At 70.0% G+C, this 13,659-nt stretch carries 11 protein-coding genes; 9 read left to right on the forward strand and 2 right to left on the reverse strand.

Annotated features, from left to right (window positions below):
* Positions 1 to 45 precede the first annotated feature (45 nt).
* Positions 46 to 1,539 carry a long-chain-fatty-acid--CoA ligase gene (locus SPRI_RS03890; RefSeq protein ID WP_005308517.1) on the reverse strand — a complete coding sequence of 498 codons (1,494 nt, stop codon included), beginning with the start codon at positions 1,537 to 1,539 and terminating at the stop codon, positions 46 to 48.
* Between the two features lie 158 nt (positions 1,540 to 1,697).
* Between SPRI_RS03890 and SPRI_RS03895 the strand changes: the two genes are divergently transcribed.
* The 9 genes from SPRI_RS03895 (at position 1,698) to polX (ending at position 12,844) form a co-directional block, all read left to right on the forward strand.
* Complete coding sequence (locus SPRI_RS03895; RefSeq protein WP_005308519.1) at positions 1,698 to 2,720, forward strand: AraC family transcriptional regulator; 1,023 nt, start codon at positions 1,698 to 1,700, stop codon at positions 2,718 to 2,720.
* Between the two features lie 358 nt (positions 2,721 to 3,078).
* Entirely contained in the window at positions 3,079 to 4,137 is a 1,059-nt protein-coding gene (locus tag SPRI_RS03900; protein WP_005308522.1) for a beta-keto acid cleavage family enzyme, read from the forward strand.
* Positions 4,138 to 4,193: 56 nt separating this feature from the next.
* Positions 4,194 to 5,168 (forward strand): quinone oxidoreductase family protein, encoded by a 975-nt coding sequence (locus SPRI_RS03905; protein ID WP_005308524.1) that lies wholly within the window; start codon positions 4,194 to 4,196, stop codon positions 5,166 to 5,168.
* Between the two features lie 99 nt (positions 5,169 to 5,267).
* Positions 5,268 to 6,185 carry a TauD/TfdA dioxygenase family protein gene (locus tag SPRI_RS03910; protein WP_005308526.1) on the forward strand — a complete coding sequence of 306 codons (918 nt, stop codon included), beginning with the start codon at positions 5,268 to 5,270 and terminating at the stop codon, positions 6,183 to 6,185.
* 93 nt (positions 6,186 to 6,278) lie between these two features.
* Positions 6,279 to 7,562 (forward strand): MFS transporter, encoded by a 1,284-nt coding sequence (locus tag SPRI_RS03915; RefSeq protein WP_234020318.1) that lies wholly within the window; start codon positions 6,279 to 6,281, stop codon positions 7,560 to 7,562.
* Complete coding sequence (locus tag SPRI_RS03920; protein WP_005308530.1) at positions 7,559 to 8,167, forward strand: RBBP9/YdeN family alpha/beta hydrolase; 609 nt, start codon at positions 7,559 to 7,561, stop codon at positions 8,165 to 8,167. The genes SPRI_RS03915 and SPRI_RS03920 overlap by 4 nt, the downstream gene beginning before the upstream one ends.
* A gap of 45 nt (positions 8,168 to 8,212) precedes the next feature.
* Positions 8,213 to 10,267 (forward strand): acetoacetate--CoA ligase, encoded by a 2,055-nt coding sequence (locus SPRI_RS03925; protein ID WP_078535460.1) that lies wholly within the window; start codon positions 8,213 to 8,215, stop codon positions 10,265 to 10,267.
* Between the two features lie 187 nt (positions 10,268 to 10,454).
* Positions 10,455 to 10,934: an SRPBCC family protein gene (locus tag SPRI_RS03930; protein ID WP_005308534.1), complete on the forward strand. Its 480-nt coding sequence runs from the start codon at positions 10,455 to 10,457 to the stop codon at positions 10,932 to 10,934.
* Positions 10,935 to 11,116: 182 nt separating this feature from the next.
* On the forward strand, positions 11,117 to 12,844 hold the full coding sequence (polX, locus tag SPRI_RS03935; protein WP_005308536.1) for a DNA polymerase/3'-5' exonuclease PolX: 1,728 nt from the start codon (positions 11,117 to 11,119) through the stop codon (positions 12,842 to 12,844).
* Positions 12,845 to 12,975: 131 nt separating this feature from the next.
* Here polX and SPRI_RS03940 read toward each other — a convergent pair whose 3' ends face one another.
* On the reverse strand, positions 12,976 to 13,629 hold the full coding sequence (locus SPRI_RS03940) for a DUF998 domain-containing protein (protein WP_050791406.1): 654 nt from the start codon (positions 13,627 to 13,629) through the stop codon (positions 12,976 to 12,978).
* Positions 13,630 to 13,659 lie beyond the last annotated feature (30 nt).

The following is a 13,659-nucleotide window of genomic DNA, read 5'->3' on the forward strand; positions in this document are numbered from 1 at the left end:
CCCCGGGGCCTCGGCCCCACGTCCTGCGGCGGATGCGGAGCGGCCTCAGGGGGCGGGGACGACGATCTCGCGCTTGAGGATCTTGCCGGTGGGGCCCTTGGGGAGCTCGGCGGTGAAGGTCACGATCCTCGGGTACTTGTACGCCGCCACCCGCTCCTTGACGTAGTCGCGGATCTGCTCGGCCGTCGCGTCGGCGCCGCCGCGGAGGGCGATCACCGCGGCGATCTCCTCTCCGTGCGCCTTGTGGGGCACGCCGACGACCGCGGCTTCGGCGACAGCGGGGTGCTCGTACAGGACCTCCTCGATCTCGCGTGGATACACGTTGTATCCGCCGCGGATGATCAGGTCCTTCTTGCGATCGACGATGAAGTAGAAGCCCTCCTCGTCGGCGCGGGCCAGGTCGCCGCTGTGGAACCATCCGTCGCGGACCGCCTCAGCGGTTGCCTCCGGGCGATGGAAGTAGCCCTTCATCACGTTCTCGCCGCGGATCACGATCTCGCCGACCTCGCCCGGACCTACCTCGGAACCGTCCTCGGCGACGAGCTTCATCTCGACTCCGCGGATCGGCATCCCGATGGAGCCGGCCTTGCGCGGGCGGTCCGGATGGTTGAAGGAGGCCACCGGTGAGGTCTCGGAGAGGCCGTAACCCTCCAGCACGGTGGCGCCGAAGCGCCGCTCGAATCCGTGCAGCACCTCGACGGGGATCGCGGCGCCGCCCGAGACGGCCACGCGCAGCCGGGAGGCGTCGAAGCCGTCGGGGAGCTCGACGTGGAGCAACGCCGAGTACATCGTCGGGACACCGAGGAAGACGGTGACCCCGTCACGGTGCACGATCTCCAGCGCCCGCTGCGGATCGAACCGCGGCAGCAGGGTCAGCGTCGCCCCCGCGGCCACGGCCGTGTTGAGCGCGCAGGTCTGCCCGAACGCATGGAAGAGCGGCAGGCCGCCGAACAGGACGTCGTCGGGGCCGACGTGCAACAGCGTCTCGGCGGTGGTGGCCGTGTTCGAGACCAGGTTGCGGTGCGTCAGCTCGGCGCCTTTGGGCATGCCGGTGGTGCCCGAGGTGTAGAGGATCAGCGCGGGGTCGTCGTCCGCCCGGTCGACGATGCCGGACAGCGGTTCGACAGCCATCAGCAGGTCGTGGAACGCCGAGGGTTCCGTCACCAGGCACTCGGCCCCCACCTCGGCCGCGGCCTTCGCCACCTCCTCGGCGAACAGCGGGAACGTCACCGCGACGCGGGTATCGCAGTCGCGCAGGACGTAGGCCACCTCGCGGGCCTTCAGCAGGGGGTTCATCGGCACGACAACACCCCCGGCCCTGAGGATCCCGTAGTAGACGACGGGGAACAGCGGCACGTTCGGCATGGTCATGGCGACGCGGTCTCCCGGCTGCAGACCGCGCTCCCGCAGCACCGCGGCGAACCTGGCACTCGAGGCGTCCAGTTCGGCGTAGGTCAGGGTCGTGTCGTCGTGACGTACGGCGATCTGATCGCGGCAGGCCGCCGCGGAGTTCACCAGGAATGCGGCGAGATTGGTCATGTCGGCAGTCTCCTTCTGTCCGGCTCAGCCGTCGGCACAGCGCCGGCGACGCCGAGGCATCCGACGCTGAGGGGGATGCTAGGACCCGCGCACCTGCCCCGCTTGACGCTACGGGACGGAAAACTTAGCTTCTCGGGACCGAATACCTGGAGTGCGCCATGAGGCCCCTTGTCCGTACCGCAGCGCTGAACGGCTACGTCGAGCTGAGCCGCTCCCTGGGCGTCGACCCGCACGCGCTGATGAAGCGCGTGGGTCTGGACACTGCGGACCTCGCCGTCCAGGACCGATGGATCTCCGGCCCGGCCGCGGTCCAGCTCCTGGAACTCTCCGCGACCGCATCGCACCACGACGACTTCGGACTGCGCATGGCGGAGCTCCGCCGCTTCTCCAACCTCGGCCCCATCAGCCTGGTCGTCCGTGAGGAGCCCGACGTACGCAGTGCGCTGGGGCTGCTGCTCCGGCACGAGCACATGTACAACGAACTCCTGCACACGCGGCTGTCCGAGCGGAACGGCCTGGCCACCCTCAAGGTGGACCTCCAGCTCGGCGACACGATGCCGGCCCGGCAGGCCACGGAACTGGCCGTGGGTGCCTTCACCCGCATTCTCCGGGGCTTCCTCGACACGCGGTGGCAACCGCTCTCCGTGTGGTTCGCCCACGGCGCTCCGGCGGACCCCGGCCGGTACCGCCGCCTGTTCGGCCCCGGTCTCGAGTTCGACCGCGAGTTCAACGGCATGGTCTTCTACGCCGACGACCTCGACGCCCCCAACGCCATGGCGGACCCGCAACTCCGTAACTACGCCCGGCAGTACTTCGACGCCATCGCCGCCGCTCCCCGGGACACCTCTGTGGTCGACCGGGTGCGCGAGCTCATCGAGGCGTTGCTGCCGACCGGCCGCTGCTCGATCGAGCAGGTCGCCCGCAGCCTCGGTGTCGACCGGCGCACCGTCCACCGTCACCTGGCCCACTCGGACGAGACGTTCTCGTCGCTCCTCAACGCGACGCGGATGCGGCTCGCGGAGCAGGTCGTGGCCAGTCCCCGCCGCTCGCTGACGGAGATCTCCGATCTCCTGGGCTTCTCGTCCTTGAGCGCGTTCTCCCGGTGGTTCCGCGAGCAGTTCGGGTGCAGCCCGAGGGCGTGGCGCAAGCAGAAGGGCGAGCAGGGCCCGGGCCGGGGCTGACGCCCGCAGCAAGACGTCGCACGGCCAAACGCCTCGGCCGCCGGGCCCGGGGCCGAGGCGCCGCCGGTGCCCAGCTGTCCCCAAATGACAAGTCGCCCGTCACCACAGGTCAAGCAACCGGAGTCACCCGGCTCTACCTTGGCTGCACCGCACACAAGGTGGTCGACCCCCGGAGGGGAGCCGGGCCGCTCCCACGCAGCGCGCTCCCCTCCGGGCCGGCCGATCGCGACCGGGTCTGTGCGCCCGACGTTCTCGAAGTCCTCCCCGACCCACTTCGGCACCTGCCGTCCGAGTCCTGCGACATCGCGGACACCGGCGGACACGGTGAGTGATCATCCGTACACGAAGGAGAAGGCCCGTGCATTTCCACGACGACTCACTCTTCCCCGAGAACCAGGAGAAGCTTGTCATCCAGGCCGCCCCGTACGGGCCTGAGTGGCTTCCCGGCGACGCCGACGACCTTCCCCTGACCATGGACGAGCACGTCCAAGCGGCCGTCGACTGCTACAACGCCGGCGCCACGGTGCTCCACATCCATGTGCGCGAGCTCGACGGCAAGGGCTCCAAGCGGATGTCCATGTTCAACGAGTTGATGGGCCGACTGCGCGAGGCAGTGCCGGACATGGTCCTGCAGATCGGTGGCTCGATCTCCTTCGCCCCCGAGGGCGAGGGCGGCGACGCCAAGTGGCTCTCCTACGACACCCGGCACCTTCTGGCCGACGTCACGCCGGCGCCTGACCAGGTGACCATCGCGATCAACACCAGCCAGATGAACATCGTCGAGATCATGACCGACGACGACCTGGAGGGCACCTCGATCGCGAAGCCGGAGTACTACCGGGCCTACCGGGACATGGTCGTCGAGGCCGGCCCGGACTTCTACCTCGAGCACCTCAAGCGCTTGAAGGAGAGCGGTATCCAGCCGCACTTCCAACTCGCCACCATGGCCCAGCTGGAGACCGTCGAGCGACTCGTCCGCGCCGGAGTCCACACCGGCCCCTTGGTCCTCAACTACGTCGCGATCGGCGGCGGTTTCGCCGGGCGGCACCCCTCCGACCTGATCGAGTTCATCCGCCGCGTACCGGACGGCGCGGTCCTGACCATCGAGAGTTCCATGCGCGCCGTGGCGCCGATGAACGCGATCGCCATCGCCCTGGGCGTGCACGTCCGGGTGGGCAACGAGGACAACCTCTGGCGGCGCAAGGGCGAGCGGATGTCCTCCGTCGAGCAGGTCGAGCAGATGGTCCGGATCGCGGACACCCTCGGACGCGACATCGCGACCGGCCCGGAGGCCAAGGAGATCTACAAGATCGGCGAGTACTACGCCGACGCCGACGAGACCATCGACCGCCTCGGCATGGTCCCGAACCGCGTGCCCGGCCGGCGCGGCTTCATGCTGCGCGAGCTCAAAAGCTGACCCGGCAACCGCCCGCCGGACACGAGTCCCCACACACGAGCAATCGGAGCAACCACGTGGCACACGCCGTCCGCTTCAGTGAAACCGGTGGCCCTGACGTCCTGACATGGGAGGAGGTCACCGTCGGCGGCCCTGGTCCGGGCGAGGTACGCATCCGTCATGTCGCCGTCGGCCTCAACTTCGCCGACACGTACTTCCGTACCGGCCTCTACCCGGTCCGACTGCCCGACGGCATCGGCGTCGAGGCGTCCGGCGTGGTCGAAGCCGTCGGTGAGGGCGTCACACACGTCGCCGAGGGCGATCGCGTGACCTACACCGGCAGCCCGCTGGGCGCCTACTCCACGGAGCGGGTCATGCCCGCCTCCCATCTGATCAAGCTGCCTGACGAGATCAGCTGCGAGACCGCCGCCGCGATGACCATGCGCGGGCTCACCGCGTCCTACCTGCTGCGCCGGATCCACCCGTTGAAGGCGGGTGACACGGTGCTGCTCCACGCGGCGGCGGGGGGCGTCGGCCTGATCGTCTCGCAGTGGGCCAGGCTGCTGGGCGTCAACGTGATCGGAACGGTCTCCAGCGAGGAGAAGGCAGAGGTCGCCAGGGCCCACGGGTGCGAGCACATCGTCTACTACCGGCGCGAGAACGTGGCCGAGCGGGTACGGGAACTGACCGACGGCGCGGGAGTGCCGGTCGTCTTCGACAGCGTCGGCAAGGACACCTTCGCCGGCTCGCTGGCCTCGCTCCGGCGCCGCGGTCTGCTGGTCTGCTTCGGCACCGCCTCCGGCCCCGTGCCGCCGATCGACGCCATGCAACTCGCCCTCAGCGGCTCCCTGTTCGTCACCCGCCCCGCGCTGGCGGACTACATCGCCGACCCCGCGGAGCGGGACGCCCTGGCAGGCGAACTGTTCGGCCACGTCGCTGCCGGACGCATCAAGATCGAGATCAACCAGCGCTACTCGCTCGAGGACGCGGCACAGGCACATCGCGATCTGGAGGCGGGACGAACCACGGGCTCCTCCGTCTTCCTCGTCTGAGCCCCCCAGGTCCCCGGGACGGACCTGCCTCCCCGTACCGGCTTCCGCCCCGGGACCGACCCCATCCCAGGAGTGACCTTCATCCCAGGAGTGTGCACCATGCCCCATACCCTCCGCCCCGGCGAGCCCGCGCCCGCCCAGGTGCGCCCGGGTGTGCTCCGCGGCTCGATCGAGGTCGAGCCGCTGACCTGCACCCTCGGCGCCGAGATCTCCGGCGTGAGCCTCGCCGACGCCGCCCGTGACGACGACCTGTTCACCGAGATCAAGGGCCTGTTGCTGCGGTACAAGGTCCTCTTCCTGCGGGACCAGGACATCAGCCGCGCCGAACACGTCGCCTTCGCCAGGCGCTTCGGTGAGCTGGAAGACCACCCCGTCGCCGGAAGCGACCCCGACCACCCGGGTCTGGTCCGTATCTACAAGGACCTGGACAGTCCCGCCGAGCACTACGAGAACGCCCTCCACACCGACGGCACCTGGCGCGAGAACCCCTCCATGGGAGCCGTGCTGCGCTGCGTCGAGTCACCCCCGGTGGGCGGCGACACGATCTGGGTCGACATGGCCCAGGCGTACAACCGCCTGCCGGAGCACATCAGGACGCAGATCGAGGACCTGCGCGCCCGGCACAGCATCGAGGCGACCTTCGGCGCCGTCCTGCCCGAGGAGAAACGCCACGCGCTGAAGGCACAGTTCCCGGACGCCGAACACCCGGTGGTCCGCACCCACCCCGAGACCGGCGAGAAGATCCTCTTCGTCAACGCCTTCACGACGCACTTCGTCAACTACCACACGCCGCGGAACGTCCGCTTCGGCCAGGACTACGCGCCCGGGTCGGGCCTCCTGCTGAACTACCTGATCAGCCAGGCCGCGGTCCCCGAGTACCAGGTCCGCTTCCGCTGGCGGAAGAACAGCGTGGCCATCTGGGACAACCGCTCCACCCAGCACTACGCCGTCCAGGACTACTGGCCCGCCGTCCGCAAGATGGAGCGCGCGGGAATCGTCGGCGACAGACCGTTCTGACCCTTCCCTTCAGAAGCAGTCGAGGTGATGACAATGGGGTTTCACACCACTGCGGACTCCGTCCCGGGAGCCACTGCCCCCTCGGGGTGGCCCGTGTCCCGGCGCTACGCCTGGGTGGTTTTCGCGCTGAGCTTCGGGCTCCTGCTGTCCGATTACATGTCCAGGCAGGTGCTCAACGCCGTTTTCCCGATGCTGAAAGCCGAATGGCTCCTGTCCGACGCACGACTGGGTTCGCTCAGCGGCATCGTGGCGCTGATGGTCGGCCTCCTCACCTTCCCCCTCTCGCTGGTCGCGGACCGCTGGGGCCGGGTGAGGTCCCTCGTCATCGCCGCGACGATGTGGAGCCTGGCGACCCTGGGGTGCGCGGTGGCAGCGACCTACGGCCAGATGTTCCTCGGCCGGCTCCTGGTCGGCATAGGTGAGGCGGCCTACGGAAGCGTCGGCATCGCCGTCGTGCTGAGCATCTTCCCCGTCGCCATGCGGGCCACCCTCTCCGGTGCCTTCATCGCGGGAGGTGCCTTCGGCTCGGTCCTGGGAGTGGCGATCGGTGGAGCCGTCGCCCAGCAGTTCGGCTGGCGTTGGGCGTTCGGCGTGATGGGCGTCTTCGGGCTGGTGCTCGCCCTGATCTACGCGGTCGTGGTCAAGGAGAGGAAACTGAAGCCGCAGGGGCAGTCGGACGACGCCGGCGACAGCAGCGGCTCACGCGGTCGGCTCAAGAGTCTTCTGCCCCGCCTGTTCTCCTCCGTTTCCGTGGTCAGCGCCTACATCGGTAGCGGTCTGCAGCTGTTCGTCGCGGGCTCGCTCATCGCCTGGCTGCCCAGCTACTTCAACCGCTACTACGACATGCCACCCGCGAAGGCCGGGGCGACCGCCGGTCTCTTCGCCCTGGTTATCGGAGTCGGCATGATCCTCGGCGGGATCGCGTCGGACAGGCTCAGCCGGCGGTTCCCCGTCCGGAAGTGGGCTGTCGCCATCAGCTGCAGCATGGGATCCCTCATCCTTCTGATGCTCACGTTCCGCCTGCCTTCCGGCCCGGCGCAGCTGCTGGTACTGGCGCTGGGGGCCCTGCTGTGCGCGGGAACGGCCGGGCCCGGGGCCGCCATGGTGGCGAACCTGACGCCCGCGGCCGTCGCCGCGACAGCGTTCGCCACCCTCACGCTGGCCCAGAGCCTGCTCGGACTCGCCCCCGGCCCCGCCGTCACGGGGGTCCTGGCGGACCGACTCGGCCTGCTCCGCGCACTGCAGCTCGTCCCACTCGTGGCGGTCGGGGCCACGGTGGCCTTCCTGGTCGGCCGCCGCTGGTACGAACGCGATCTACGCCGTCTCACCGGCCCCGCCCCGGCGGAGCACAAGGAACCATCGGAGGTGTCCACATGAGCCCGACCACACGGCCCACGGTCGTGATCGTCCCCGGCATGCGCGACCATGTCGAGGACCACTGGCAGACCCTGCTGGCCCAGCGGCTCACCGAAGCCGGCCGCACCGTGTGCACCGTTCCGCCGCTGACGGGGAACCGTCTCAGCCGCGACGCCCACGTCGCCAACCTGGTCGACGTGATCGCGCGGACCACCGGACCGGTCCTGCTGGTCGCTCACAGCGCGGGCTGCTTGACCACGGTGCAGTGGGCCCAGAAGCACGACGCCGACGTCCGGGGCGCCCTGCTGGCCGCTCCCCCGGACTTCGACACCCCCCTCCCGGTCGGCTACCCCACCCCGGGCGAGCTGGAGAAGTCCGGGTGGGCCCCGGTGCCCCGCGGTCCCCTCCCCTTCCCCAGCATCGTCGCGGCCAGTTCGACCGATCCTCTCGGCTCCCTGGACCGCGTCGCGGAACTGGCCCGGAGCTGGGGAAGCCGCTTCGTGGAAGTCGGCGACGTCGGACACCTCAACCCCGCCTCGGGCCACGGCCCTTGGCCCCGGGCAGAGGAACTCGTCGAGGCACTCGAGCACGGCTGGTGCCGTACGACGCCGGAGCCCGCCTCATAGGGCCGCATGCCGCCCTCCCGTCACGCAGCACCCGGAAAGGCAATGATGAATACGGACACCGACCTGTTGTGGTCACCCGGTCGCCGCGAGCTGGAGGACTCCAACGTCGCGCGCTTCATGACGTGGCTGGAGGAGGTCCGGGGGCTGCGCTTCGCCGGCTACGCCGAGCTGTGGCGGTGGAGCTCCACCGACCTTCCCGGATTCTGGTCGGCGGTGTGGGAGTTCTACGGCCTCGACGCCGTCACACGCTACGACGCGGTACTGGCCGACGCGTCGATGCCGGACGCCTCCTGGTTTCCCGGCGCACGGCTGAACTTCGCCGAGCGCTGCCTGGCCCGGGCCACGGATGCGCGTCCGGCGCTGGTCGCCGTGACGGAGGGCGGCACGCCCGTCGAGATCTCGTGGGAGCAGTTGCGCCGCGAGGTCACGGACGTCGCGGCGGCTCTGCGACGGATGGGAGTGGGGCCCGGTGACTGCGTCGCCGGATACCTGACCAATCTCCCCCAGGCGGTTGTGGCGCTCCTGGCCACCGCCGCCGTCGGCGCCGTATGGACGGCCTGCTCACCCGACTTCGGCACGCCCAGTGTGCTCGCCAGGTTCGGACAGGCCCGTCCGTCGGTCCTGGTGGCGGCGGACGGCTACCGTCACGGGGGCAAGGACCACGACAAGCGTCCGGCGGTCGCCGAGCTCCTGGACGGCCTTCCGACTGTCCGGCACCTCCTGGCCGTCGAGCATCTCGTCCCGGAGCCGACCGGAGCGTGGTCCACGCGGCCCGACGTCCAGCAGCACGCCTGGTCCGTGCTGCCGCCCGCCGAGGAACCGCTCGTCTTCGCCGACGTGCCGTTCGACCACCCGCTGTGGATCCTCTGGTCGTCGGGCACCACCGGTGTGCCCAAGGGCATCGTGCAGGGCCACGGCGGCATCGTGGTGGAACTGCTCAAGGCGCTCGGGCTCGGCGCCGACCTGCGCCCTGAGGACCGGTACCTGTTCCTCACCTCCACGAGCTGGATGGTCTGGAACTTCCTCGTCGGCGGCCTCCTGCACGGCAGCACGATCGTCCTCTACGACGGCAGCCCCACCTTCCCCGACGTCGACGGCGCCTGGCGCGTCGCCGAACAAACGCGGGCGACGATGTTCGGTGTGGGCGCCGCCTACCTCGCGGCCGTGGAGAAGTCCGGCACCCATTTCCCCGCCGGGATCGATCTCCGCGCGCTGCGCTCCGTCCTCCAGACCGGTTCCGCCATGGCCCCGAGCACGTGGCGCTGGGTCCACGACCGTCTCGGCTCCGCGGTCCGGCTCCAGTCCATCTGCGGCGGCACCGACATCTGCTCCGTACTGGCCGGCGGCACCCCGCTGTTGCCGGTCCGGGCCGGCCGGATCCAATGCCCCGCCCTCGGCGTCGCGCTTGCCTCGTGGGACGACGCCGGGGAACCCCTCAGCGGCGAACAGGGTGAGCTGGTGGTGACCGCCCCGCTGCCGTCCATGCCGCTACGCTTCGTCGACGACCCCGACGGCACGCGCCACCACGACAGCTACTTCTCCACCTACCCGGGCGTCTGGCGGCACGGCGACTGGGTCACGATCAACGCGGACCTCTCGGTCGTCGTCTCGGGCCGCTCGGACTCCACCCTCAACCGCATGGGCGTACGGATGGGGTCGGCCGACATCTACGCAGTCGTCGAGCAGCTCGCCGAGGTCGCGGACAGTCTCGTCGTCGGCGTGGAGCAGGAGGACGGCGGCTACTTCATGCCCCTGTTCGTCGTTCCCAGCGACGGCTCGGCACTCGACGACGGTCTGCGCGAGCGGATCGCCACGTCCATCAGACACCGGCTGTCCCCACGGCATGTGCCCGATGTGATCGTGCCGGTTCCCGGCGTGCCGCGGACCCTGACCGGCAAGAAGCTCGAAGTACCCGTCAAGCGCATCCTGCAGGGCGCACGCGTGGCGGACGTCAGCAGCGAGGGTTCCGTCACCCACTTCGAACTGCTCGCCTGGTTCGCCGACTTCGCCGCTCGTACGGCCCGCAAGGGCGCCGGCCGGGACGCACAGGGCGAACCCGCGGGCGTCAGCGTCAGCGGGCCACTCCGGAGTCCACGCTGACGGCGGGTACGCGAGGCTCCTCGGAGGTGCGCCATGATCACCGTCACTTCGGCGCCCGGGCTTCCGTCCCGCCGCTCCGGCAGTGGTGCTTTCCGGTGAAAACCGGGGCTGCACGGCACCGACGGAGCATTCCGTCCGGTTGAACGTGCCTAGCTTCGGACTCCGTGAACAAAGGAGCGTGGTCGGTGTGGCCCGGAACCGCCGGTTGATCCTGAGCTCGCCGTCCAAGGTCTGGGACCTGCTGTCCGACGGCCACCGCTACGGGGAGTGGGTCTCGGGAACGCAGCAGGTCCTCGCCGTCGACCCGCAGTGGCCGGACGTGGGCGCCCGCCTGCGGGTCCGGGTCGGCGTCGGCCCTCTGGTCCTCGACGACACCTGTGTCGTACGCATCTGCGAGCCGCGACGCCGCCTGGAACTGGAGGCGAAGGCGGCCCCCTTCGGTGCGGCCCGCATCGCCATGAACCTGATCCCCTGGGCCGAGAGCACCCTTTTCCTACTCGAGTGGCATCCCCTGCGGGGCCCCGGCACCCGGATGCACGGGCTCCCCGTGGACTACCTCGTCTCGGTCCGCAACGGGATGATGCTGACGAAACTGGCCCGGATCGCGGTGGGCGAGCAGAGGGGAAGCGGGGCCTTCGCGGCCGGCCCCGCCGGCCGGACGCCGTAGACGTCCGGCCACCCGCTCCCTCACCGTCGCCCTCCAGCCTGCCGGGTGCTGCTCATCGTGTGGCGGTTCCGTCGGGCCCTCGAGGACCTGCCGGGCGATCAGCGTGATCATCGATCGGCCGCGGCGGTCCGGCCCCGGCTCCCGGCGTGCCCGGCGGGGGCCCGCGGGGGCACCCTGGAGGCATGGTCCGAGCCAACGACCAGGTCGAGGCGCTGCTCCAGGAGTACGCCGACCTCATCGCCATCCGCGGCGGGGAGGCGTTCAAGGCGCGCGCCTACGAGAAGGCCGCCCGCGCCGTCGGAGGCTTTCCGACAGACGTCTCGAAGCTCGACGCCAAGGGGCTGCGCGAGATCCCGAACGTCGGCAGGTCCGTCGCCGACAAGATCGTGGAGTACCTGCGGACCGGCCGTATGTCCGTCGTCGAGGAGGCCCGGGCGTCCGTGCCGGCCGGGGTGCGGGAGCTGATCATGATCCCGGGGCTCGGGCCACGTAAGGCCATGGTCCTGTACGAGGAGCTCGAAGTCGCCTCCGTGGACCAGTTGCTCGACGCGATCCACAAGGAACGGCTGCGCGATCTGAAGGGCTTCGGAGAGCGGACGGAGAGCAATCTCCTGCACGGCATCTCGGTGCTGCAGAAGGCCGGTGAGGGCCGGATCCTCGTCAGCGCCGCCATGGACGTCGCCGAACAGCTCGTCGCCGAGCTCTCGGACATCCGCGGCTGCGTCCGGTGCTCGTACGCGGGGTCCCTGCGCCGGATGAAGGAGACCATCGGGGACGTCGACATCCTGGTGGCGGCACGCCGGTCGGCCCCGTTCATGGACGCCCTCACAGCCCTTCCGCACACGGCCGAGGTCATCGCACGCGGGGAGAAGAAGACCTCCGTGCGCACCACCACGGGGCTTCAGGTGGATCTACGGGTCCTTCCCCCTGCCTCCTGGGGTGCGGGGCTGCAGTACTTCACCGGGTCCAAGGCCCACAACATCCGTACGCGGGCGATCGCGGTCCGTCAGGGCCTCAAGCTGTCCGAGTACGGGCTCTTCGACGCCGAGAGCGGCGAGAGCATCACCTCCGGGACGGAGGAGGAGATCTACGACAGGCTCGGCCTGCCGTGGATACCGCCGACGCTGCGCGAGGACCGCGGTGAGATCGCGGCCGGACTGCGCGGCGAGCTCCCGGTCCTCCTCACGGAGAAGGACATCCGCGGCGATCTGCACACGCACACCGACTTCACCGACGGGCTGGCCCCGCTGGAGGACATGGTCGCCGCCGCTGCCGCCCGCGGTTACGCGTACTACGCCGTCACCGACCACGCCCCCAACCTGTACATGCAGCGCATGACCAAGGAGAAGATCCTCGCCCAGCGCGAGCGTGTCCGCGCACTCGACGGCACGCACCACACGATGCGGCTGCTGCACGGCACGGAACTCAACATCGGTCCGGACGGCACCCTGGACTGGCCCGACGAGTTCCTGGCGGAATTCGACATCTGTGTGGCCTCGGTCCACTCCCACTTCAACCAGACCAGGCGGGAACTCACCCAGCGTCTCATCCGCGCCTGCGAGAACCCGCACGTCGCCGTCATCGGCCATCCCACGACCCGCCGGATCGGCAAACGCCCGGGCATCGACGCCGACTTCGACGCCGTCTTCGCCGCCTGCGCGCGGACGGACACCGCTCTGGAGGTCAACGCGCATCCCGAGCGCCTCGACCTGTGCGACGAGGACATCCTGCGCGCGAGACGGCACGGCGTGAAGTTCGCCGTGAACTCGGACTCGCACGCCATCACCCATCTGCCGTACATGCGCTACGGGGTGGCGACGGCGCAGCGCGGCTGGCTGACGAAGGAAGACGTCATCAACACGTGGCCGCTGGCCGAGCTGCGACGGTTCCTGGGCGGCAGGGGCGCCTGACGCGCCGCGGAGCGCCGCACCGGAAGCCGGCCGGCGTCCTCCGGTCGGCAATCTCGGCAACCGGCCTCGTCAGGCGGTCTCAGCGACCGGCCTCGTCAGGCAGTCTCAGCGACCGGCCTCGTCAGGCGGTCTCAGCGACCGGCCTCGTCGGCTCCCGGCCGTGTCCCGCTGTCGGCCACGGTCCGTTTGGAGGGTTCGTCGTCGTTGTCGGTGTGCCAGAGGCAGGAAGCGACGACCACCAAGGGCCACATGGCCTGCATGCACGTCACCAGGCGTTCGGCGATGCCGGGGACACCGCCACGGTTCATCTCGATCAGGAACCAGCCCGCACCGATGCCTATCGATGCGGTCGCCACGACGGAGGGCAGGAGCCGTAGTCCCCACGGTCCGGCTCCGCCGCGATCGGCGGCAAGCACCGGCCACACCGCCAGGAGTGTGAAGCCCACGACGGCGACCGACCCGTGCTGCAGGGACCCCCCACTGCTCGGAGCCGGGATCAGAACCACCCCGAAGGCCGCCACTCCACCGCCGCCCAGCGCCAGACGCCCGGCCGGCGCGGCCGCTCGCAGCCCCCAGGCGGTGAACAGGTGGCAGAGGCCCAGGGTGAGGAGCGCTCCGGTCATCACCCAGAATCCCGCAGCCCCGTAGGCCGCCAGAACGCTGATCGTCTGAGTGGCGGGATCGTAGGCAGGGCCCTGCAGCAGTGCGGCGACCGTCCAGCCTCCGACCAACACCACAGGGGCACACCCCGAGGAGATCAGGGCCCACCTGGGAACAGGTCGCATCAGCCAACCGTAAGGCGCTCGATCATTCCT

Source organism: Streptomyces pristinaespiralis (genome assembly GCF_001278075.1).
GTDB classification, from domain to species: domain Bacteria; phylum Actinomycetota; class Actinomycetes; order Streptomycetales; family Streptomycetaceae; genus Streptomyces; species Streptomyces pristinaespiralis.